Annotated in this window: 22 protein-coding genes and 1 tRNA gene; 12 read left to right on the top strand and 11 right to left on the bottom strand. The window is 40.6% G+C overall.

Features of this window, described 5'->3' with window-relative positions:
• Positions 1 to 169: 169 nt before the first annotated feature.
• On the bottom strand, positions 170 to 1195 hold the full coding sequence (locus tag IPM34_03460; GenBank protein ID MBK8954600.1) for a DUF3089 domain-containing protein: 1026 nt from the start codon (positions 1193 to 1195) through the stop codon (positions 170 to 172).
• Between the two features lie 84 nt (positions 1196 to 1279).
• Between IPM34_03460 and rlmN the strand changes: the two genes are divergently transcribed.
• The 3 genes from rlmN (at position 1280) to IPM34_03445 (ending at position 3192) form a co-directional block, all read left to right on the top strand.
• The gene (rlmN, locus tag IPM34_03455; GenBank protein MBK8954599.1) at positions 1280 to 2326 is read left to right on the top strand and encodes a 23S rRNA (adenine(2503)-C(2))-methyltransferase RlmN; all 1047 of its coding nucleotides are present in this window, start codon (positions 1280 to 1282) and stop codon (positions 2324 to 2326) included.
• Positions 2327 to 2527: 201 nt separating this feature from the next.
• Positions 2528 to 2995: a hypothetical protein gene (locus IPM34_03450; protein MBK8954598.1), complete on the top strand. Its 468-nt coding sequence runs from the start codon at positions 2528 to 2530 to the stop codon at positions 2993 to 2995.
• On the top strand, positions 2992 to 3192 hold the full coding sequence (locus IPM34_03445; GenBank protein ID MBK8954597.1) for a helix-turn-helix transcriptional regulator: 201 nt from the start codon (positions 2992 to 2994) through the stop codon (positions 3190 to 3192). Before IPM34_03450 ends, IPM34_03445 begins: the two co-directional genes overlap by 4 nt.
• Positions 3193 to 3424: 232 nt before the next feature.
• Here the strand turns inward: IPM34_03445 and IPM34_03440 are convergent, their stop codons facing one another.
• The 9 genes from IPM34_03440 to IPM34_03400 all read right to left on the bottom strand — a co-directional run bounded on the left by IPM34_03440 (position 3425) and on the right by IPM34_03400 (position 11647).
• A complete protein-coding gene (locus IPM34_03440; GenBank protein ID MBK8954596.1) occupies positions 3425 to 4363 on the bottom strand; it encodes a bifunctional hydroxymethylpyrimidine kinase/phosphomethylpyrimidine kinase in 939 nt (312 codons plus the stop codon).
• 60 nt (positions 4364 to 4423) lie between these two features.
• Positions 4424 to 4497, bottom strand: a tRNA-Asn gene (locus tag IPM34_03435).
• A 120-nt stretch (positions 4498 to 4617) separates the two neighbouring features.
• The gene (locus tag IPM34_03430) at positions 4618 to 5361 is read right to left on the bottom strand and encodes a succinate dehydrogenase/fumarate reductase iron-sulfur subunit (protein MBK8954595.1); all 744 of its coding nucleotides are present in this window, start codon (positions 5359 to 5361) and stop codon (positions 4618 to 4620) included.
• Between the two features lie 108 nt (positions 5362 to 5469).
• Positions 5470 to 5844, bottom strand: a complete 375-nt coding sequence (locus IPM34_03425) for a four helix bundle protein (protein ID MBK8954594.1) — start codon at positions 5842 to 5844, stop codon at positions 5470 to 5472.
• Positions 5845 to 5968: 124 nt separating this feature from the next.
• Complete coding sequence (locus IPM34_03420; protein ID MBK8954593.1) at positions 5969 to 7969, bottom strand: fumarate reductase/succinate dehydrogenase flavoprotein subunit; 2001 nt, start codon at positions 7967 to 7969, stop codon at positions 5969 to 5971.
• A 10-nt stretch (positions 7970 to 7979) separates the two neighbouring features.
• Positions 7980 to 8669 carry a succinate dehydrogenase cytochrome b subunit gene (locus tag IPM34_03415; protein MBK8954592.1) on the bottom strand — a complete coding sequence of 230 codons (690 nt, stop codon included), beginning with the start codon at positions 8667 to 8669 and terminating at the stop codon, positions 7980 to 7982.
• A 152-nt stretch (positions 8670 to 8821) separates the two neighbouring features.
• Positions 8822 to 9967, bottom strand: coding sequence for a cystathionine gamma-synthase (locus IPM34_03410; GenBank protein ID MBK8954591.1), 1146 nt, complete (start codon positions 9965 to 9967; stop codon positions 8822 to 8824).
• A gap of 83 nt (positions 9968 to 10050) precedes the next feature.
• Complete coding sequence (locus IPM34_03405; GenBank protein MBK8954590.1) at positions 10051 to 11067, bottom strand: T9SS type A sorting domain-containing protein; 1017 nt, start codon at positions 11065 to 11067, stop codon at positions 10051 to 10053.
• Positions 11068 to 11257: 190 nt separating this feature from the next.
• Positions 11258 to 11647, bottom strand: coding sequence for a dihydroneopterin aldolase (locus tag IPM34_03400; protein MBK8954589.1), 390 nt, complete (start codon positions 11645 to 11647; stop codon positions 11258 to 11260).
• Between the two features lie 70 nt (positions 11648 to 11717).
• Between IPM34_03400 and IPM34_03395 the strand changes: the two genes are divergently transcribed.
• From IPM34_03395 to recO, 3 genes are all read left to right on the top strand, one after another.
• Positions 11718 to 12905 carry an acyl-CoA dehydrogenase family protein gene (locus tag IPM34_03395; protein ID MBK8954588.1) on the top strand — a complete coding sequence of 396 codons (1188 nt, stop codon included), beginning with the start codon at positions 11718 to 11720 and terminating at the stop codon, positions 12903 to 12905.
• A 75-nt stretch (positions 12906 to 12980) separates the two neighbouring features.
• Positions 12981 to 14201 carry an OmpA family protein gene (locus tag IPM34_03390; GenBank protein ID MBK8954587.1) on the top strand — a complete coding sequence of 407 codons (1221 nt, stop codon included), beginning with the start codon at positions 12981 to 12983 and terminating at the stop codon, positions 14199 to 14201.
• Positions 14202 to 14236: 35 nt separating this feature from the next.
• On the top strand, positions 14237 to 14950 hold the full coding sequence (recO, locus tag IPM34_03385) for a DNA repair protein RecO (protein ID MBK8954586.1): 714 nt from the start codon (positions 14237 to 14239) through the stop codon (positions 14948 to 14950).
• Between the two features lie 199 nt (positions 14951 to 15149).
• On the opposite strand, the gene IPM34_03380 is transcribed toward recO, so the two are convergent.
• Positions 15150 to 15983, bottom strand: a complete 834-nt coding sequence (locus IPM34_03380; protein ID MBK8954585.1) for an FkbM family methyltransferase — start codon at positions 15981 to 15983, stop codon at positions 15150 to 15152.
• Positions 15984 to 16180: 197 nt separating this feature from the next.
• Between IPM34_03380 and IPM34_03375 the strand changes: the two genes are divergently transcribed.
• The 6 genes from IPM34_03375 (at position 16181) to IPM34_03350 (ending at position 21783) form a co-directional block, all read left to right on the top strand.
• Complete coding sequence (locus IPM34_03375) at positions 16181 to 17314, top strand: molybdopterin molybdotransferase MoeA (GenBank protein ID MBK8954584.1); 1134 nt, start codon at positions 16181 to 16183, stop codon at positions 17312 to 17314.
• A gap of 113 nt (positions 17315 to 17427) precedes the next feature.
• Positions 17428 to 18009 (top strand): molybdenum cofactor guanylyltransferase, encoded by a 582-nt coding sequence (locus IPM34_03370; protein ID MBK8954583.1) that lies wholly within the window; start codon positions 17428 to 17430, stop codon positions 18007 to 18009.
• Positions 18006 to 18242 carry a MoaD/ThiS family protein gene (locus IPM34_03365; protein ID MBK8954582.1) on the top strand — a complete coding sequence of 79 codons (237 nt, stop codon included), beginning with the start codon at positions 18006 to 18008 and terminating at the stop codon, positions 18240 to 18242. The genes IPM34_03370 and IPM34_03365 overlap by 4 nt, the downstream gene beginning before the upstream one ends.
• Before the next feature lie 9 nt (positions 18243 to 18251).
• Positions 18252 to 19343: a HesA/MoeB/ThiF family protein gene (locus IPM34_03360; GenBank protein ID MBK8954581.1), complete on the top strand. Its 1092-nt coding sequence runs from the start codon at positions 18252 to 18254 to the stop codon at positions 19341 to 19343.
• 7 nt (positions 19344 to 19350) lie between these two features.
• The gene (locus tag IPM34_03355) at positions 19351 to 19794 is read left to right on the top strand and encodes a molybdenum cofactor biosynthesis protein MoaE (GenBank protein ID MBK8954580.1); all 444 of its coding nucleotides are present in this window, start codon (positions 19351 to 19353) and stop codon (positions 19792 to 19794) included.
• A gap of 600 nt (positions 19795 to 20394) precedes the next feature.
• Complete coding sequence (locus IPM34_03350; GenBank protein ID MBK8954579.1) at positions 20395 to 21783, top strand: tryptophanase; 1389 nt, start codon at positions 20395 to 20397, stop codon at positions 21781 to 21783.
• Positions 21784 to 21787 lie beyond the last annotated feature (4 nt).

Raw genomic sequence — 21787 nt, 5'->3', positions numbered from 1 at the left:
AGTAAAAATTAACTTGATGTGCAAATCCGAGTGGAGGGTAAAAATTGATGCCGCAATGAATTAAAAAGATAGTTAAACCTATTTCAGGCATAGACAAACTAACAACCAACAACTAACTAACAACCAACTATCAACCAACAACTATCAACCAACAACTATCAACTAAATCCTATCTCCAGAATGCATTCAGACGCGTTTTCACATTTTCCCGAACGTTCATGTAAAATATATTAAAGTCTCCGCGATGGAAGTTGGCAAACGGATACAGAAAACTGAACTTAAATTTGGGTTTATCGACCCAAAGTATGGTTTTATAGATTTGCGCCCCGCTCATGAATTTAACGGGAGCTTTATCAAATCCGTCCAGCACAACGCCGAGATTATTTTCTTTACCGACATATTCATAAGTTGTTTTCCAATTCAACGGATTGGTAATGATGATATCCTGTTCCTTTTGGATGAATTTGGGTTTGTGCCCGATTTTATATGTTCGCCAGCTACAGATACAATTGGTTTGCTGTGGACTTTCGCAAGCTTTCAGATATTTAAATTCACCTTTTGGAATCGGCCAACCCACTGCATATGCGACAACCAGTTTTTTGTTCATGCTGTCTGGTTTATCAAAATATTCTTTGAGCAACCAAATGAGGTGTAAGGCCCCCTGACTATGCCCCGCCAAAACAATAGGCCTGCCTTGATTCTCGTATTTTAGAAAATAGTCAAATGCCGCTTTAACATCGTTATATGCCAATTCCAGTGATTTTCTGGCAGAAGAAGTGTCTTCAGTGAAAAAAGCTTCGTAGTGTGCCTGCCGGTAGCGGGGAGCATATACCCTGCCGGTTCCATTAAAAATACTGGCCTGGTATAAGATAGCCCCTTCGTCTGTAATTTTATTTACTGTTTGATTATCCAGACGTGCGTTCCACTGGTTGTGGTTTCTCTTATTGAGGAAGCTGGTCGGATGTACAAAAAATACATCTGCCTGTGAGATTTGTTGCTGATCTTTTAATCCGGCCGGAGTGGAGTCGGCCAGGTCTTTGCGATGTGGCCAGGCCGCCCAGGATTCGATCTCAGAATAATCGGGTTCTGGTGGAACCGTATATTTTTCGAAAGCTTCCTTTGGTTTGGTTGAGGCACAACTGCTCATCAGGAACACCATTAAAACACCATAAGTCATCAAACGCATCGCAGTCATTATCCGGGTTTCATATCTATACGAATATAGTTGACATATTGTTTTGAATCAGGCAGCAATAGCTGGTTATTTTTGTGTTTGATCATGGAAATTGAAAAGAAAGATCTCCTCAATATAGACCCCGTGGCATTACAAACGGAATTGACAGGTCTGGGATGGGAAAAATACCGGACCGCCCAGCTTCTGGATTGGTTATGGAAAAAATCAGTGCGTAGTTTTGAAGAAATGACCAACCTTTCAAAAGCACAAAGGCAGCAATTATCGGATCTCTTCTTCATTCCGGCACTACAATTGGAAAAGCAGCAATTGAGTTCCGATGGAACCATGAAATTCAAATTCCTGACTTTCGATGGTTATCCAATTGAATCGGTTCTTATTCCCGTGGAAGAAGAGGAGCGTTTTACGGTGTGTGTATCATCTCAATCCGGCTGCAGTTTGTCCTGTGCGTTTTGTGCTACCGGCACGATGGGACTCTTAAAAAATCTGACTGCTTCCGAAATTTTTGACCAATACATGCTGGTCAATAAGGCCTGTATCGAACGCTATGGAAAACCCATCAGCAACATCGTTTACATGGGTATGGGAGAGCCTTTGTTAAATTACAGGCAGGTTATAGCCAGCATCGAAAGGCTCAGTTCCAAAGCAGGTCCCGGATTGTCGCCAAAACGCATCACCGTTTCTACTGCAGGAATCGCAAAAATGATCCGAAAACTGGCCGATGATGAGGTCCGGGTAAATCTGGCCTTATCCCTGCATGCTGCCGATGATGTAAAGAGAAACAGCATGATGGCCATAAATGAGTCTAATCATCTGAGCAGTTTGGTGGAATCATTGAAATATTTTTACAAAAAAACCGGCAACCGCATCAGTTATGAATACATCGCGTTTGAAGGATTTAACGATACCATTCAGGATGCAAAAAATTTGATCCGCTTATGTTCGCACTTTCCGGTTCGCGTCAATATCATCGAATACAACCCCGTCGCCGGAATGGAATTTGTTAAATCCTCTGAGGACCGCATCAATACTTTTGCCCAGGAAGTGCGAAAGCATGGAATTATGATTACACTCCGCCGGAGCAGGGGTAAAGATATTGATGCAGCTTGCGGACAACTGGCCGTGAAAGAATGAGCATTTTTTATGGAGAGTATGCACATCTTTATTGGCATCCTATTAAATTCCATTTCTAAATAATTTTTGATTTTCATTTGATGATAGTGCAATGATGCCCCAAAGGCTCTAAGGCACGAAGGACCACAAAGAAAAATTTTTGCCCTTTGTACAATATAAATGTAAATTTTACTTTACATTTATACAACTAAACTTTACATTATGAAAAATTTGCTGATTTTTCCCCAATCTTTCCGAACTCCGGGATGGATCCTGTTCTTTTGCTCATTTATCGCAGGTATAGCCTGTCTTGGCTTCGAGTGGGAGCTCGATTTCCTCAAGCTGAAAACATTTGCAATCTACGGCGATGTACTTTTTGGGCAAGACACCTGGCTGGGGATCATCGAAGACAATCTTACCCTTGAATTCATCGGGGTATTCTTCGTTTTGGGCATTTTATTTCTTGGTTTTTCCCGCATGAAACAGGAAGATGAATATACGCTCCAGATGCGTTACAATGCTTTGATGTGGGCTGCCCTGGCGAGTTGCATTCTCTTGATATTTACAATGCTCTTCTTTTATGGTTCGGGGTATTTTTATTGCATGATCTTCAATATGTTTTCCATTCCGTGCATCTATATTTTAAGGTTCAGTTACCTGTATCACCAAAGCCAAAACAACGCAGAATGAAAAACAAAGTAAAGGTCTACCGGGCGATGTTCAACATCTCTCAGGAGGAGCTGGCACAGGCTCTGGGCGTAAGCAGGCAAAGTATCTATGCCATTGAAACGTCGAAATATATTCCGTCCACATTATTGGCATTGAGGATGGCGAGATATTTTAAGTGTTCGGTGGAAGAGTTGTTTGAAATGGAAGATGGGGAATAAAGAGAGGCTTTTCGTTAATCAAAGTCAGCCTGTTGTCTCCCGCACCTGCCCGACTACCATAAAATACACATAGCTGGCAGACGGGGATTGCGTTGATGACACAGATGAAGAAAATAAACTGACAGTGAAAAGAAATTAAAATGAGAGGCTATTTCTGCAAAATCTGCGACTTCTGCGGGAAAAACTAATAATCAGTAAAATCCGGTTTCCTTCTTTGGCCGGATATATATAATTATACATTTAATACAGGCAATTCCTTGACATCAAAAGTTGACAACTGCTCGAACTGTCTGATTCTTTCGTAAATTTCTTCCTGAGTTAAATTCCGGATCCTGCTCAAACTGAAATCTTCAACACAAAAAGAGGCCATCGCAGAACCATAAATAATTGCCGTTTTCATATTGGAAAAACTCAGGTCTTTGGTTCTTGCAAGATACCCGATCATTCCACCGGCAAAGCTATCACCGGCACCCGTTGGATCGACAACATCAGGAACAGGAATGCCGGGTGCAAAAAAGATCTGTCCGTTGTGAAACAATAAAGCGCCGTGTTCTCCTTTCTTAATAACCAGAAAAGCGGGTCCCATTTCGTGAATTTTATTCGCTGCCCGAACGAGACTGTGCTCACCTGAAAGCTGACGCGCTTCTTCATCATTGATGGTCAATAAATCGGTTCTGGCTATAACCTTCCTCAAGGTATCCATGGAATTATTCATCCAAAAATTCATTGTGTCCAATACAATAAGCTTTGGCTTTTGTGCAAGTTGATCAAGAACGGACAACTGGATGTCGGGAGTCAGATTTCCCAACATGATGTACTCACATTTTTTGTAAGATTCCGGCAAAACCGGGTTGAAATCTGCCAGCACATTCAAATCGGTGACCAGCGTATCCCGGTTGTTGAGATCTGCATGATATTTTCCCGCCCAGTAAAATGATTTTTTTCCTTGAACCCGAACAAGCCCATCCATATTCACGCCTCTTTGGCGAAGCGCCGATACCTCTTCTTCAGGAAAATCTTCTCCAACTATAGATACCAGATTTATATCCTTGTACCAGTAAGATGCTGCCCAACTGATATATGTACAGGCACCTCCAATGACTTTTTCAACTGCGCCAAATGGCGTTTGGATGGAATCAAAGGCCATCGTACCTATCGTCAATATACTCATTAGAATAAAATTCTTTGGTGTAAAAATAAAGCCCGAAAACAATCGCTTCCGGGCTTTTTGCGCCCCCTCTTGGGCTCGAACCAAGGACCTGCGGATTAACAGTCCGACGCTCTAACCGACTGAGCTAAGGAGGCGTTTTCAAAACGGACTGCAAATATATATTCTTCGGCCGAATCCCTAAAGCTAAAATTCAATCCAGCCGTATTTTTTAAGGTCATCTCATGTGTATATCTTTGGGAACCACGGTATTAATTCTAATCTGAACTCAATACCGATCCAAGCAGACTTCGGTTTAAACGGGCAATATTCTCAAGACTGATCTCCTTAGGACATTCAGCTTCACAGGCTCCCACATTGCTGCAGTTTCCAAATCCTTCTTCGTCCATTTGTTTAACCATGTTTTGTACCCGACGGTTATGTTCGATTTTTCCCTGCGGCAGAAGCCCCAGATGGGAAACTTTCGCACCTACAAATAACATGGCTGATCCGTTGGGACAGGCTGCAACACAGGCACCGCAACCAATACAGGCTGCCGCGTCAAAAGACTTGGAAGCCATCTCTCTCTGCACCGGTATAGCATTGCCATCGATGGCTTGTCCGGTATTTACCGATATATAACCTCCTGCCTGAATGATCCGGTCAAATGCGGACCTGTCGACCACCAAATCCTTGACTACAGGAAATGCTCTTGCGCGGAAAGGTTCGATCACTATCTGATCTCCCTCTTTAAAAAATCTTATATGCAACTGACATGTTGTGGTTCCCGAATTAGGCCCATGTGGTCTTCCATTGATTACCATGCTGCAGGCTCCACAGATACCTTCTCTGCAATCGTGATCAAATGCAACGGGTTCCTTGCGTTCAGCAATCAATTGCTCATTCAACACGTCGAGCATCTCCAAAAAGGACATGTGCTCATTGGCTTCCACCTGATAATTTTCAAATCCTCCTTTTGCATTCGGTTCAGGTTGACGCCAGATTTTTAAATTTAACTTCATCTTTTTGATAGTTTTCAGTTCACAGTTTTCAGTTGGCAGTAAAAATTACATTATTTTTTTGGATAGACTCAAATAACAATTTATCAGAAAAATTAGAACTCAATCCATTTAAGTATTGTTTGTTCCAAATTTACCCGGGTTGTTTATCATATATTGTAACAATTTGCCAATTTCATCATTTGTAGTTTTTAAATTGAGGAATTCACTCTCTGAAATATAAATACATTTTTTAGAAAATTCCAACCAAACAGAAGTCTCCGAATTTTCCATATCTGCATTAGATAATTTAGAAACGAAATGCGCCGGATACTTTCTTTTTCGATAAGCTTCCGCAATATTTGTGCTTACAGACCGGGATGACCTTCTCATCTGATCCGTTAAACTATATTTCTCTTCAGTAGGAAATTTTTTCGTTAGTTCAAAAATTTGCATAGCCAAATCAAAAGCCTTTTGATAAACAATTAAACTTTTATAATCGCCCATATTTTATGAAAACCATATCTTTATATTCTCCCAAAATCAACTGCCAACTGCCAACTGCCAACTGCCAACTGCCAACTGCCAACTGCCAACTGCCAACTGCCAACTGCCAACTGCCAACTGCCAACTATTTATAACTCCTGCTCGCAATCTTCACATTCTCGTACTCGAGTATTTCTTTAAATAACTCGGGATCTTTGGAGAGGTCGGTCCAGGACCATGCGGAGACATAATTAAAATTTTCATCATCGCGTAAGGTTTCACCTTCTTCTGTTTGGTATTCTTCCCGGAAATGGCCGCCGCAGGATTCATTTCGATTCAATGCATCGATGACCATCAATTCTCCCAGTTCCAGGAAATCGGCGACGCGGCCCGCTTTTTCCAATTCAGGATTGAATTCGTTGGCCTGGCCCGGAACATAGACATCGCGCCAAAATTCTTCGCGGAGTTCGCGAATGGCATTTCTTGCAAATTTCAATCCTTCTGCATTCCTCGCCATACCGCAATAATCCCACATGAGTTTTCCCAATCTCCGGTGAAATGATTCAACGGATTGCTTTCCTTTGATTGTGAAGAAACGTGCGATGCTATCGTTTACTTTTTTTTCAGCCTCTTCAAATGCTGATGACTGGGTATCAATTTTTGGTGTTCTGATCTCTCCCGATAAAAATTGTCCGATGGTATAAGGCAATACAAAATAACCATCAGCAAGACCCTGCATCAAAGCGGAAGCCCCCAGGCGATTTGCTCCGTGATCTGAAAAGTTGGCTTCGCCCAAAGCAAATAATCCGGGAATATTGGTCTCCAGATTATAATCGACCCACAATCCACCCATGGTATAGTGGACAGCCGGATAAATTTTCATGGGAGTTTTATAGGGATCTTCACCGGTTATTTTTTCGTACATCTCAAACAGGTTGCCGTATTTTTCGGAAACCACAGCCTGACCTAATTTGATGATTGTTGGTTCGTCGGGATCGTGCAAACCCAGAACATTTGCCTTCGATTTGCCATAACGTTTGATCGCTGCACTGAAATCCAGATATACCGCAAGGCCCGTCGGACTCACACCCAGCCCTTTGTCGCATTCCACTTTAGCTGCACGGGAAGCCACGTCGCGCGGCACCAGATTACCGAATGCAGGATACCTGCGTTCCAGAAAATAATCGCGATCTTTTTCTTCAATGTCGTTTGCCGTTTTCTGACCACGTCTTATGGCTTCTGCATCTTCTTTTTTCGCAGGAACCCAAACGCGACCATCATTCCGCAAAGATTCAGACATTAAAGTAAGTTTTGACTGGTAGTCGCCTGAAACGGGAATGCAGGTTGGATGGATCTGCGTATAACAGGGGTTGCCCAGGAGTGCCCCGTTTTGAACGGCTTTCCAGATGGCTGTTGTATTGCAACCCATGGCATTCGTTGAAAGATAAAATACATTCCCATAGCCACCGGTAGCCAGGACCACGCAATGTGCCCCGAACCTCTCCACTTTACCATCGAGAAGATTTCGGGCAATAATTCCTCTGGCTTTTCCATCAACCATGACCAGTTCAAGCATTTCGTGACGGTTGTACATTTTAACAGAACCCAGGGATATTTGTCTGCTCAGTGCCTGGTAAGCTCCAATCAATAATTGTTGTCCGGTTTGTCCCCGGGCATAAAAGGTTCTGCTGACCTGAACTCCCCCAAACGATCTGTTTTCGAGCAATCCGCCATACTCCCGGGCAAAAGGAACTCCCTGAGCGACGGCCTGATCAATAATTGCTGCACTGACCTCAGCCAATCGGTAAACATTGGCTTCGCGTGCTCGGTAATCCCCGCCTTTGATGGTATCGTAAAACAAACGATAGACGCTATCGCCGTCATTCATGTAATTTTTTGCCGCGTTGATTCCTCCTTGTGCAGCAATACTATGGGCGCGCCGAGGACTGTCGTGAAAAGTAAAACACGAAACATTGTATCCCAATTCTCCCAGACTTGCCGCTGCAGAAGCCCCGGCAAGACCAGATCCAACAACAATGATGTCTAACTTTCTTTTATTGGCCGGAGACACGAGTGGAACTTTGGATTTGTATTGTTTCCACTTTTCTTCTAAGGGTCCGGCAGGAATTTTCGAATCAAATTTCATAATTATTAAATCAAACTTGACGTAAATAGATGAGCACTGGAATGATCGCAAAACCTAATGAAACGAGCACTGCATAGGCCATGCCAGCCCCCCGGATCAATCCATTGTATTTTCTGTGATTCAGTCCCAGTGTTTGAAAAGCCGATTGAAATCCGTGCCACAGGTGCATTCCAACAACAATCATACACACCACATAAAAAATCACATACGACAAACTTTTAAACGCTTCAATCACGAGTATGTAAAGATCCTGATACTGTTTTTCGGAATTTGGATAATTCACCATCTGAACATTTCCGGTTTTCACTTGAAGCCAAAATTGATAAAGATGGATCAATAGGAAAATGAAAATAATGATTCCCAGGTGAACCATGTATTTAGAAAATGCCGATACCGTTGCATCCGAAGATACTTTATAAGCTCCTCCTTTCGCTTTCCTGTTCTGAATAGCCAGTGCTATGCCTTGAACGGTATGCAACAATATCGTGAAGTACAGGATATACGAAATGGATTTGATGATTGGGTTTTGCGTCATAAAGTGCGCGTACACATTAAACTGCTTACCTCCATCATTTGCCAGTAATTGCAAATTACCCGCAAGATGGACCACTAAAAACAAGATGAGAAAGATGCCAGATAAACTCATGACCGTTTTTCGTCCGATGGAGGAGCGAAAAAGAAAATCGATTAACCAATTCATAATATAGCTTCGTTGAAACTGCGGCAAAGCTATAACAGGATGTTATAAAAGCTAAGAGATTCCCTAAAAATTAAAAGGATTGATATGAATCATAAAGATGAATTTAAATTCTCACCTCAATATCAATACAAAAAGTCCTGAAAATTAATTCTTTAGATAACTGCCAGTGCCTGACGCAAATCTTCAATGAGGTCATCCGCGTCTTCGATTCCTACACTCAGGCGGACCAGTGTATCCGTAAGTCCGTTGGCTATGCGGTCCTCTCTCGGAATGGAGGCATGGGTCATGCTTGCCGGATGCCCTATCAGAGATTCTACGCCGCCAAGGGATTCTGCACAGGCAAAAATTTTGGTTGAAGCCATAAGCTTGATTGCATCTTCCAAAACCTGACTCGTGAGGTCAAATGAAACCATGGCTCCAAAACCCCTCATTTGATTTTTTGCGATCAGGTGGTTGGGATGAGAGGAAAAACCGGGATAAAGGACCCGAGATACTTTTGGATGACCGATTAGAAACTCTGCTATTTTAGCAGCATTCTGACAGGCCCGTTCGACCCGTACATGAAGCGTTTTAATTCCGCGCAGTACTAAAAAACAATCCATTGGGCCTGGTACGGCCCCGGATGCGTTTTGAATAAATTTTAATTTCTCGTAAAGCTCCTTACTTTTCGCGATGACTGCCCCATGCACAACATCCGAATGACCTCCTAAATATTTGGTGGCGGAATGCAAGACCAGATCAGCTCCGAGATCCAGAGGAGTTTGTAAATAGGGAGATGCAAATGTGTTATCGACACATACCAACAATCCCTTTTCATGAGCAATTTTACAAATCGCTGTTATGTCGACAATTCCCAGTAGCGGGTTTGTAGGAGTTTCTATCCAGATCAATTTCGTTTGGGCGGTAATGGCTTGCTCGAGATTCGATGGATCTTGCATGGAAATATATTTACTGTGAATTCCCATCGGTTCGAAAATTCTTACCAATTGCCTGTATGATCCGCCGTAAAGGTCATTTGTTGCGATGACCTCGTCGCCACTTTTCAATAATTTGATGACTGCATCCATAGCAGCCAAACCACTGCCAAAACAGATACCGCCGTATCCGTTTTCAAGTGAGGCGAGGTTTTCTTCCAGTACCTGTCTGGTTGGATTTTGTGTACGGGCATACTCAAATCCTTTGTGTTTTCCCGGACCTTCCTGCACATAGGTGGATGTTTGAAAAATTGGGGTCATGATGGCACCGGTTGAAGGATCCGGATGGACGCCAGCATGAATGACTTTTGTATTAAATTTCATGAAAATTGAAATTAAATCCTTTTACAAAACAAGACCATAAAGCAGTTCAACTTTATGGTCTTGCAATAGAAGTAAAAATTTGTTTAGGGTTTAGTCAGAATATCGAATAAAGATGTCTTTTGATCTAAAACAAGTTGAACCAGGTAATTCCCGGGTATCAGCTGCTGTACATTAATTACAATTTCTTCACCTTGTTTTGCTTTTCCCTGGATTAAGGCTTTTCCCTGAGCGTCAATAATGGAGTATACCGCTTCATTGTATTTTGTTTCGGGTACAGCTACATACAGGATATCTGTGACCGGATTGGGGCTGATTTTCAAAGACAGTGTTTCTTTTAAAACATCTTCGTTTGCTACAATTTCCTGTTCATCCAAGATGGATATGGAAGTATCGCTGGAAATTCCATTATTGTCTTCAATTTCGATAAAAGACAAGCTGGCCACCGGTTGAGCATAAGTTTTAGCGACCCATGAATGACTGGTGAAGGTCTGGCTCCCAAAGGGAAAACCAGCCACAAAAAATTCCAGCAACTGCACATTTTTAACTCTGATACAGGGGAAGCTACCTTTTTTAGTTTTCATAGTCCCCCATGCATCCACAACAGTATTGGTTTTCATTTCCAGCTGTGCGGGAAATCCGCCGGCATCAAAGGTGGCCGTTACGTCATTTTGATACGTATCGCCAAACATCAATGGATACTTTACCAGCAATAAAGGCTGACTAAAAACAATGGCTGTACCCGGAGCATAAGAACCCACCAAATAAAGTCCATTGGTGGTAGTCTGGTACATGGAATAACTGCTGTCAGTATTAGGCACTATCTGTTCGGCCATGTTACAACCTGGAAACATGCTTCTGAATGGTAGGTCGTTCACAGAAATGTATTCATAAGGATCGTCTGAAATAGTGGAACCGCTGATCTCCCAGTCTTGGTTTCCCCCTGTTTTTATAAAATCCTGAAGGTCGTATCCAGTGATATCTTCGAGATATTCTTCCTTTACTTTGGTTCCAATTTTAGGACCATCGTTTTCAGTATAAATAATCTGTGCATTCAGGCCAGAGATAAAAATCAGTAATAAAAGTGTACATAAATTTTTCATAGGCAATAATTAAGTTATTTCACAACAAAAGAAAGAAATCCCCTTGATTTGATTACAAATAAAGGCTTCAATAACAAAAACTTAAATAAAAATAGGGGTTTTTCACAGTAAATTGAATCAAAGTATCGCAACTTTAACCTTCGTATATTTAATGCAGTTCTCCTTATCGAGTCTCGCTAACTGCAATTGATTATTCGAAACCATCTCCGGATTGCCTGGAATTCCAGGAAAAGCAAACCGAAACGGCAGCATTTGGCCCCTTCAGGATCGGCTTTTTGTAAACCTGAATTTTTAGTGCAATGGCCTGAGGAATTTGGATTTTGAGCAAAGCAAGTAATTCATAAGCCAGATTTTCAATAAGCTCTTCCTTTTTGGAAAATACCTGAGCCGCCAGATCGTAGATGTATTGATAATCAACCGTATCTGCCAATTTCATGGGCATGTAATGAGGGGCAGGTATGAGTACTTCCAGATCCAATTCCAGTTCGCCAAGCCATTTCTTTTCAACCTCGTACAGGCCATATTGTCCGAAAAACCTAAGTTTACTCAGACTGATTTTCATTAAATTCGTATCTTCCATGATTATTAACAAGCCGTTTTAGGCTTCGCTTGGAGCGGCTATTAACTTTGCGCAAAATTGGTAAAAAGAGATGAGTTCTGGTATAGACCGTTATGAAGGACACGATTATTATGGATTAGATGAACTGCTTCAGCAGGAGCATCTGCTGGCCCGGGATGCCGTCAGAGCCTGGGTAAAATCAGAAGTAAGCCCCATCATAGAAGAGTATTCTGAAAAAGCCGAATGCCCTAAACACCTGTTTAAGGGACTCGCAGAGATTGGAGCCTTTGGCCCCAGTTTGCCGGTTGAGTATGGCGGAGGAGGAATGGATGAAATTGCTTATGGAGTGATTATGCAGGAATTGGAAAGAGGTGACTCCGGAATCAGGTCAATGGCTTCTGTTCAAGGTTCGCTGGTCATGTACCCTATATATCGGTTTGGGTCGGAAGAACAAAAAAGAAAATACCTTCCTAAACTGGGATCTGGAGAATTTATTGGGTGTTTTGGCTTAACTGAACCTGATTTTGGTTCCAATCCAGGAGGTATGATCAGCAATGTCAAAGACGATGGCGATTCCTATATTTTAAATGGCGCCAAGATGTGGATTACCAACTCTCCGGTGGCCGACATTGCCGTCGTTTGGGCCAAAGACGAAAACGGCGACATTCTGGGAATGATTGTAGAAAAGGGGTGGAAAGGCTATTCTGCGCCAGAAATACACGGAAAATGGTCATTGCGGGCATCCATCACGGGTGAACTGATCTTTGAAGATGTCCGGGTACCAAAATCCCATGTTTTTCCAAACGTAAAAGGTCTGAAAGGACCCTTGTCGTGCTTGTCGAAAGCCCGTTATGGAATTGCCTGGGGATCTCTGGGAGCTGCATTGGATTGTTACGACGTGGCTTTGAGATATTCGAAAGAAAGAATTCAATTTGGGAAGCCCATTGGAGCCTTTCAGCTCACCCAAAAGAAGTTGGCTGAAATGATTACTGAAATTACAAAAGCACAATTATTGGTTTGGAGACTGGGCACCCTGGCCAATCAGGGAAAAGCAAGTCCGGCCCAAATTTCCATGGCCAAGCGAAACAATGTGCATACAGCCCTGGTCATTGCCAGAGAAGCCAGACAAATATTGGGAGGTATGGGCATCACCAATGAATATCCGATTATGCGGCATATGATGAATCTGGAGACTGTACTGACTTATGAAGGGACCCACGATATTCATTTACTGATCACGGGCATGGATGTCACCGGGATCAATGCCTTTGGAATGTAATAAAAACAGACAACAATTAAGTTTTTCTTAATAACTTTCAATGATCTAAAACGTTTAACAGAAAACCATTCTTAATTGAATTCAGAAGAAAATTACCGATCCAAAATTATCCCCAACTTCAATCCCGATCAGAGATTTTTTACAACGATTGTATGTTGGTTTTTATGTGGGTTCTTGTTTGCACAACAGCCGCAGGACATTTTCCTTCAAAATGGTTCTTTTGAAGACATTCCCGATTGTTGTAAACCCCCGGCGGGATGGCAGGATTGCGGATTTAAAGGCGAAACACCACCAGATGTCCAGCCAGCTTTAGATGATTCCAACCGCCCCTTTTTTAATGTAACGAAAACGGCCTTTGCCGGAAATACTTATTTGGGTATGGTCGTTCGCGAAAACGACACGTATGAACGCGTCGCGCAAAGATTATTGAAGCCTCTAAAAAAAGATCACTGTTATAGTTTCAGTATTTATTTATGCAGATCCGACAATTACCTGAGTGCATCCAACAGAAATGAACCCGATAAACTTAAAGAATTTACACAACCCATTTTGCTTAGGATTTGGGGCGGCGATGCATATTGCCATCAAAAACAATTGCTGGCTGAGTCACCTTTGATTCACAACACCGATTGGAAAAAATACGAGTTTGAAATAGAAGTCAAACAGGATATGTGGTATTTTGAATTAGAAGCTTTCTATAAAACTCCGGTTCTTTTTCCTTACAATGGTAATATCCTGCTCGACAATGCTTCTCACCTTTCTGTAATTCCTTGTCCATCTGATGCCGTTGCATATGCCGCTTACAAAAAAGAAAGCCAAAAAACGGCAAATGGAAGTAGCAAAGTAAAAGAGAATGTAAAGCCTAAAACTCAAACAAGTACACCGACAAATTCTTCCAAACCCAAACAAAGAATTCTCAAATATCTGGACAATAAAATGGCAGTAGGCCAGGTCTTTAAAATCGAAAAATTGTATTTTGAGACGGATTCCGCAACAATCAAACAAGAATCTTTTGAAGTACTTGACGAGTTGTTGGAATATTTACATAAAAATAAAAAAGTCAAAATCGAAATTGGTGGGCATACCAACAACCGTTGCTCTGAAAAATTTTGTGAGCGATTATCTTTAGAGCGGGCAGAAGCAGTTAAAGAATACCTGGTTGAAAATGGGATCGATCCGATCAGGATTATGTGCAAAGGCTATGGCCGGAAAAATCCGGTCGCATCCAATTCAACTGTTGATGGACGCAAACTCAACCAAAGAGTCGAAATCAAGATCCTTAGTATTACAGGTTGATGCAGTCATTTCCATTGTAAATCCAAGTTCATCTGGTGATTAAAACAACCGGCATTATATTTCGTCAGACACGCTTTAAAGAAAGCAGCCTGATCCTTGATATCTACACGGAAGAGGCTGGATTACAAAGCTTCATTTCAAATGGAGTATTTAGTAAATCCAATCAAAAATTAGCCTCTACCCTGCAACTCATGAATATCATTGACCTGGTTGCCTACTACAGGGAGGATAAAGATCTGCACAGGATTAAAGAAGTCAGCCGCACCATAATCTATCAGAATTTACCTTTTGATATCAGGAGATCGGCGATTGGAATGTTTCTGTTGGAAGTTTGCAGAAAATGCATCAGATCTCATCAACAGAATAGTTCGCTATTCTTATTTATTAAAAATGCATTTGTAGATTTGGATCAAAAAGAACCGTTCGATCCCAATTTCCATATATGCTTTATGATAAACCTGATGAGCTATCTCGGTTTTCAACCTCAAAATAACTATTCCGATGAGTTTTCTTGTTTTGACCTTGCGAATGGAGTATTTTCATCGGCAAGCAGTGAGACCTTATACCATTTGTCGAATGAATCAAGTAAAATTTTTTCAGGTTTACTTTCAGGTTTGCCATCTCATACTTTGTTTCACAACAGCCAACAACGTCGTCAAATGATACAGGCTTTGGTAATTTATTTTCAACTGCATATTGAAAATTTCGGAAAGATCAGGTCATTGGATGTTTTTCATGAAATATTGTGAGGCTGGTTTTCTTTTTATGTCTTTTTAAATTGAATTTAAATAATTCAATCATCTTATTGCTGCCTATATAAGAATTATAAGGTCCCTGATTGTTTGAAGTTTATAGAACTTGAATCAAAATGGATGTAAATGCATTGAGAAGGATGCCTGAAAATTCAGATTTGAAACAAAGATTTACTTTTTTTACAATTCTTTTAAATCAGTCCCCCGATTTTGGAATGGCATAGAAATCAAAATGCTTCCAGTTCATCATAGCTTCCATGTTCTGTATGGGTATAATTTCAGCCTCATGATCAAAATCAGAAAAATAAAAAAGCGAATAACCCAAATCATGCAGCAACTTAAAATGTTCATGGCGGTCATGAATTTCCGACTTTCCAAAACATTCGCTAATAACAACCGGTTTATAGACTTTTAAAATTTCGGAAATGGATTTGATAATTTCTTTATCATATCCTTCCGTATCAATCTTAACCAGCTTCAATTTAGGAAGAAAACCGGGATCCAAAGTATTTAAAAAATGGCTAAGCTGAACTCCCCTTACTTTATGATCCAAACTGTAATTGCCATGCCTGTTTGTTTTCGAAGATGAAATACCACCATTGTTGAATGAAGCTTCCGAAGAATTGTAATAAAATTCACCCTCCGAATCTGTAATTGCATAATTGAATGCCCGGATATTGCACAGGCCCGGATTTAAATTTACATTTTGTGCCAGCACCTTAAATACAAATGGATTGGGGTCAAAAGCTATCACAGCACCTTCTTTCCCTACAACAAACGACATGGGCAAGGTTGTTGCTCCGATGTTTGCACCAATATCAACAGCTACATCTCCCTTTTTTAAAAATTTTCCGAAAAACCTGATTTGATTTTCTGTTATTTTTTTCGGACTTACTAATGGATTATCCCAATTTGCAAAATGAAATTTTCCAATTTCCGGAATGTAAAATTCTCGTATGGATGTTGGATATTGTCTCGTTATTCTTCTCGCAATTTTACGTCTGATTGAGTTGATGATGTAATTAAGCATGTTTTGTAAAATTAACAGGCTCTGTTAAGCCTCCGTTTTGCAAAATTAGCATAATTGAATCACATTCAAACCTGCCTAACGGCAACAGGCTTCATTTCACGAGGTTCATTGTGAATTTCAGGAATAATATCTCCTCAATCAACTAACTTTACCTTATGATATCACTGTGTCAGGCTCAAAGCATTATTCAGTTTCACATGCGGCCTTTATCCTCTGAAAACTGCTTGCTTATTGAGGCGGTTGGAAAATTTCTTGCACAAGATGTATACGCTGAGATCGACGTACCTTCTTTTGATAATTCTGCAATGGATGGGTATGCATTTTGCTATGACGCATCTTTAAAATCGTATAAAATTGTTGGATCCATTGCTGCGGGTTCTCATTTAAAAATCGCACTTAATAAAGGGGAGACCGCTCAAATTTTTACAGGTGCACCATTGCCTGAACATGCAGATACGGTAATTGCCGTAGAACAGGTGTCTGCATCCGGAGGAGTCATTCAATTTGATCCGGATGTAGTTTTCAAAGGAATGCATGTGCGGAACAAAGCATCCCAAAATTCAAAGGGAGATTGTATTGCTAAAAAAGGTACCCGGGTGGGTCATGGCCTTATCGCTTTACTTGCTTCTTGTGGAATAAAACATATAGAAGTTTACAGGCAACCCGTGGTAGACTGTATCATTACCGGAAGTGAACTACAAGACTTGGGATCCACTTTAAGTGATGACAACATATACAATTCTAACGGACCGGCAATACATGCTTTTCTATTGCAATGCGGGATAAAAATCCAGAACACCCTTGCGGCCAAGGATGAAAAAAAAATCCTTAGAGACATACTAGATAATTCACTTCAAAAAAGTGATTTGCTCATCATTACCGGAGGAGTTTCGGCAGGAGCTTATGATTTTGTGCCGGAAGTTCTTGAAGAAATAGGAGTTATCAAACTTTTTCATAAAGTCAAACAAAAACCCGGAAAACCGATTTATTGCGGTATCAAAGAGCATCGCTGGATATTTGGACTCCCTGGAAATCCGGCATCTGTCCTGGCATGTCTGAACCAATATATCAAACCATGCATTTCGGGTCTGAGCGGGGATCCCCATATGTTTAATAAATATGTATTCTTGCCGGCAAAGAACTCCTGGAAAAAAAAATCTGGCTTAAGTCATATTCTCAAAGCTAAAATTGAAGAAAACCAGGTTGCAATCCTGGAAGGACAAGAGTCATTTAATCTCCTTCCATTTAATCAATGTAATGCCTTTGTTGTGCTGGAAGAAGATGTTGATATTGTTGAAAAAGGGGATCTCGTAAAAGCATATTTTGAATAATTTAAAACAGGATTAATAGAAGACCATTTACTTTATAAATGCAAATCTTGATACCTGGATTTTTACCCAGATCATCTGCATGAATATAAATAAATAAAATTATAATTCAAACAGTGAACCCTTCAGTTGAATTTGGAATACTCGCAGGCGGCAAAAGTTTGCGGATGGGAAGTGATAAGGGATTGATCCCCCTGGGGTCTAAACCCATGATCTGTTACTTGCTGGATACCCTCTCTTCTTTTGGATTTCCTATACACATCGTGACTCCAAATGAAAAATATCAAATCTTTGGCTTTCGTGTGTTCAAAGATTCTATTGCAGATAAAGGTCCAATGGGTGGTTTGCTTACTTCACTTCAAAACTGCAGGTCATCACATCTGGTTTTATTAAGCTGCGACAGTCCGTTTGTGAGTACAAATGCCATTCAAAAATTAATTAAAAGCATAACCGGTCAAATGATTAGCGTGGCTCTTATCGAACAAAGGATGAATCCATTACTTGCCATTTATCCTGTCTCCGTCCTGAATCGGTTGCAAGAATGCATTCATGAAGACAAGTTAAAAATGACTACTTTTATCGAATCTCAACCGCACCTTACAATCGATATGCAAGAATTTATTTTGGAAGACCCCTTGGAATTTTACAACATCAATAGTCCTTCAGATGTTATACATTGCAAGATTAAATGGCAATGAATAAATTAAAGATCAAAGCATTTGGTATTGTTGCTGAAACTCTTGGAGCGACTGACATGGAAACAGATCCGTTTACAGATTTGCAATCATTTAAAGCCTGGCTGGAATCTGGGTATCCCAAACTCAAAGAAACTCCCTATGCTATTGCAGTGAATCGAAAACTGGCACATGAAAATATAATTTTACCAGAAAGCTGTGAACTAGCTTTGTTGCCACCATTTTCTGGCGGTTAATAGATCAGAATGAATCGGTTTGAAAGGCAGGAAATACTCAAAGGTTTTGGTCCCTCTGGTCAGAGAAAACTGAAAGAAGCCCGGGTTTTGGTTGCAGGTGCAGGCGGACTTGGCTGTCCTGCTTTGCTTTACCTTGCTGCTGCGGGAGTAGGCACGATTGGAATAGCAGACGGAGATCTGGTAAGTCTGTCTAATCTCAACAGGCAAATCCTTTTTGGAAGTCAGGACATTGGAGCACATAAAGCGATTACAGCTGCAGGCAGAATTCATGAAAAATATCAGGATATCCATTTCAATATCCATAATGAATACATTCAGCCTTCAAATGCTATTGAGATCATTTCGAATTACCATTTAGTGATCGATGGGACAGATAATTTCCCAACGCGATACATGATCAGCGATGCATGTGTTCTCTTAAACAAACCCTATATTTTTGCCTCTATTTTTCAGAATGAAGGACAGTTTTCAGTATTGAATTTCAAAAAGTATTCGCAAAGAAATATCCATATCCGCGATCTGTTTCCAATCGCCCCTGATGCAAACCAAATTCCTAATTGCAACGAACTGGGTGTATTGGGCGTATTACCTGGCATCATGGGAACACTGCAGGCGGCAGAAGCTATAAAAATTTTATCTGGGCTGGGAACTCCATTTGCAAACAAATTGCTCTATTACAATTTAGCGGATACAAGATTTTACGAATTAGAATTAACCGAACATCCATCCGCTGAATTGAACAGACCCAAAACGATTGAAGAATTTGAATGTACCGACTACATCACAAGTTGTGCCGGTGTTGAAACATTGAACTGGGCGGACGCCTTAAGTGCCTATAAGAGTGAAAATAATGCAATTCTGATCGACGTCAGAGATGCAAAAGAACTGCCATCTTCAGAGACCTTAAACTGTTTACAAATTCCACTGGATCATATCGATCAGGTAAATTCCAGAATGTTGCAAGCCGACACTATATTTTTATTTTGCCAGACAGGAGTCAGAAGTTATAAAGCAGCAACAAAATTAAAATCACGATATCCTGACAAACATATTTATTCCATTCATGGAGGCATTCAAGATTCTAATAGTCCAATAAAATAAACCATCCATGGAAAAAAAATATAAAAACATTTTTGTTGAAGGGCCCATTAGTCCTGATTTTATTTCAGCTTCCATCAGCAAACACAGTTCTATGACTGAGATTGGCGGACATAGCATTTTTCTGGGTCAAGTCAGGGCTGATGTAAAAGATGGAGCGGAGGTCCAATCGATTGAATACAGCTGTTATAAAGAAATGGCTCTGGAATTAGCTCATCAGATCCGGGAGGAGCTGTTTTTAAAATATCCCTTACACTGCATGCATATTTATCATAGCCTGGGTCATGTACTCGCAGGTCAAATTTGCTTATTTGTCTTTACTTCCTCTTCCCACCGCAAAGAAGCTATCATGGCTTGTGAAGAGCTTGTAGAGAGGATAAAAAGTGAATTACCAATTTGGGGTCGAGAAATTTTAAAAGCTGGAAATCATAGATGGAAAGAAAACAAAAATTAAACATTTTCTTTCTTTTTGTTTGATTCATATATCCATGATGAAATGAGAAGATGAGTCTCGCATGAAAATATTGCCAAAGAATTAAAATTCATAATACATTTCGTCCATTTGATTAGGTGCATTCTTCAGTCATATCGCAAGCATGTCTGCTAATCTTGTGTGCGAGGACATGATGCCAGATAAATGTTCGACATCTTGTCAATTAAAATATTCCCGTTGTATCTTTTTACTCCATCGTAATATGCTTCGAGTAAAATGGCATTTATTTTATGTTTAGGCTGAATGTTAAATTGATAAGCAATAAGCTTTGTTTAGTATTCTTGTAAATCACTTTTCTATTGCAATATATTGGAAATTATATATTGACAATTAACAATATAGTATATTTTCAATTCCATTGCAGAGATTGGGATTCATATTCAGCTTCCAACCACCGGGATATAATTTATTCTAATTAATTCAGACTTCTTGATACACCGTTGACCAATGTCATCTGGAACAACAACATTTATCAATCCATACAATAATTAGCTTCTCTACTTTCGCGCTCAAAATCCACGGTATAAAATATTTGAATTCCCGTTTCAAAATATCCATAATATGAAAGACCCTTTTATAAAAACACTTGCCGAGCCTTTCCGCATTAAAATGGTGGAGCCTATAAAAATGACCTCACGGGAAAGCAGGTTGGATCTTCTTGAAAAAGCTGGTTACAATCCATTCCTGTTAAATTCAGAAGACGTTTTCATCGATCTGCTGACCGATAGCGGTACCGGTGCAATGAGCCAAAATCAGTGGGCCGGAATGATGATTGGCGATGAAAGCTATGCAGGAGCTAAAAGTTGGATCAAACTTGAACAAGTTGTCAGAACGCTCACTGGAATGCCCTATATTCTTCCTACACATCAGGGAAGAGCCGCCGAACGAATACTTTATAGCCTTATTGGTGGTCCTGAAAAAGTATTCTTAAGCAATACCCATTTCGATACCACGCGTGCAAATATCGAATTTACAGGCGCACAGGCGTTTGACCTGATGCCTGAAAATTCTCTGAATAACGATCTGTATTTGCCTTTCAAAGGAAATATTGATCTGGAAAAACTGGAACAACAAATACTATTCCACTCACCGGACAAAATTGCAGCAGTCATTCTCACGGTAACTAATAATTCATCCGGCGGACAACCTGTCAGCATGGAAAATGCAATGGCTGTGAGAAAAATCTGCGATCAGTACCAGATCATGATGGTGATTGACGGTTGCCGGATTGCAGAAAACAGCTATTTTATAAAACATCGGGAAGATGGATATGGCGAAAAGAGCTATAAGGAAATTGCCCAACAAATGTTGCAACTTGGAGATGCCTTCATCATGAGTGCGAAGAAAGATGGAATGGTCAACATGGGTGGATTGCTCAGTCTTAAAGATGAATCGCTTAGCAGAAAATGTGTAAACCAATTGATCATCTCTGAGGGTTTTGCAACTTACGGAGGATTGTCAGGACGCGATATGGAAGCAATGGCTGTGGGTCTTGAAGAAGTTTTTGATCCCGATTATTTACACTATAGAATTCGCAGTACCACTTATTTGGGCGAACACCTGAGAGCAAAAGGAATTCCGGTGATCTGGCCAATTGGAGGACATGCCGTATATATCGATGCTAAAAAACTATTTCCAAAAATTCCTATTGCAGAATATCCCGGTCTGGTGTTATCCTGTGAATTGTACAAGATCGGAGGAATACGGAGTGTGGAAGTGGGTAGTGTGATGTTTGGAAAATACGATGATTTTGGAATGTTAATTCCCGCGACACAGGAATTGGTTCGACTTGCCATTCCGCGAAGAGTTTATACACAAAGTCATATAGATTACGTACTTGAAGTGTTCGATCATATACTTGAATTGACAGAATTGGACCGAGGTTATGAAATCATATATGAACCTCCGTTTCTCAGGCATTTTACTGCAAGATTTAAATCGTTATCGTAAAACT

Source organism: Saprospiraceae bacterium, from assembly GCA_016716185.1.
In the GTDB taxonomy this organism is placed as follows: Bacteria; Bacteroidota; Bacteroidia; order Chitinophagales; family Saprospiraceae; genus Vicinibacter.
Note: the sequence above shows the minus strand (reverse complement) of the source record. Positions and strands in the feature narration are given on the sequence as shown.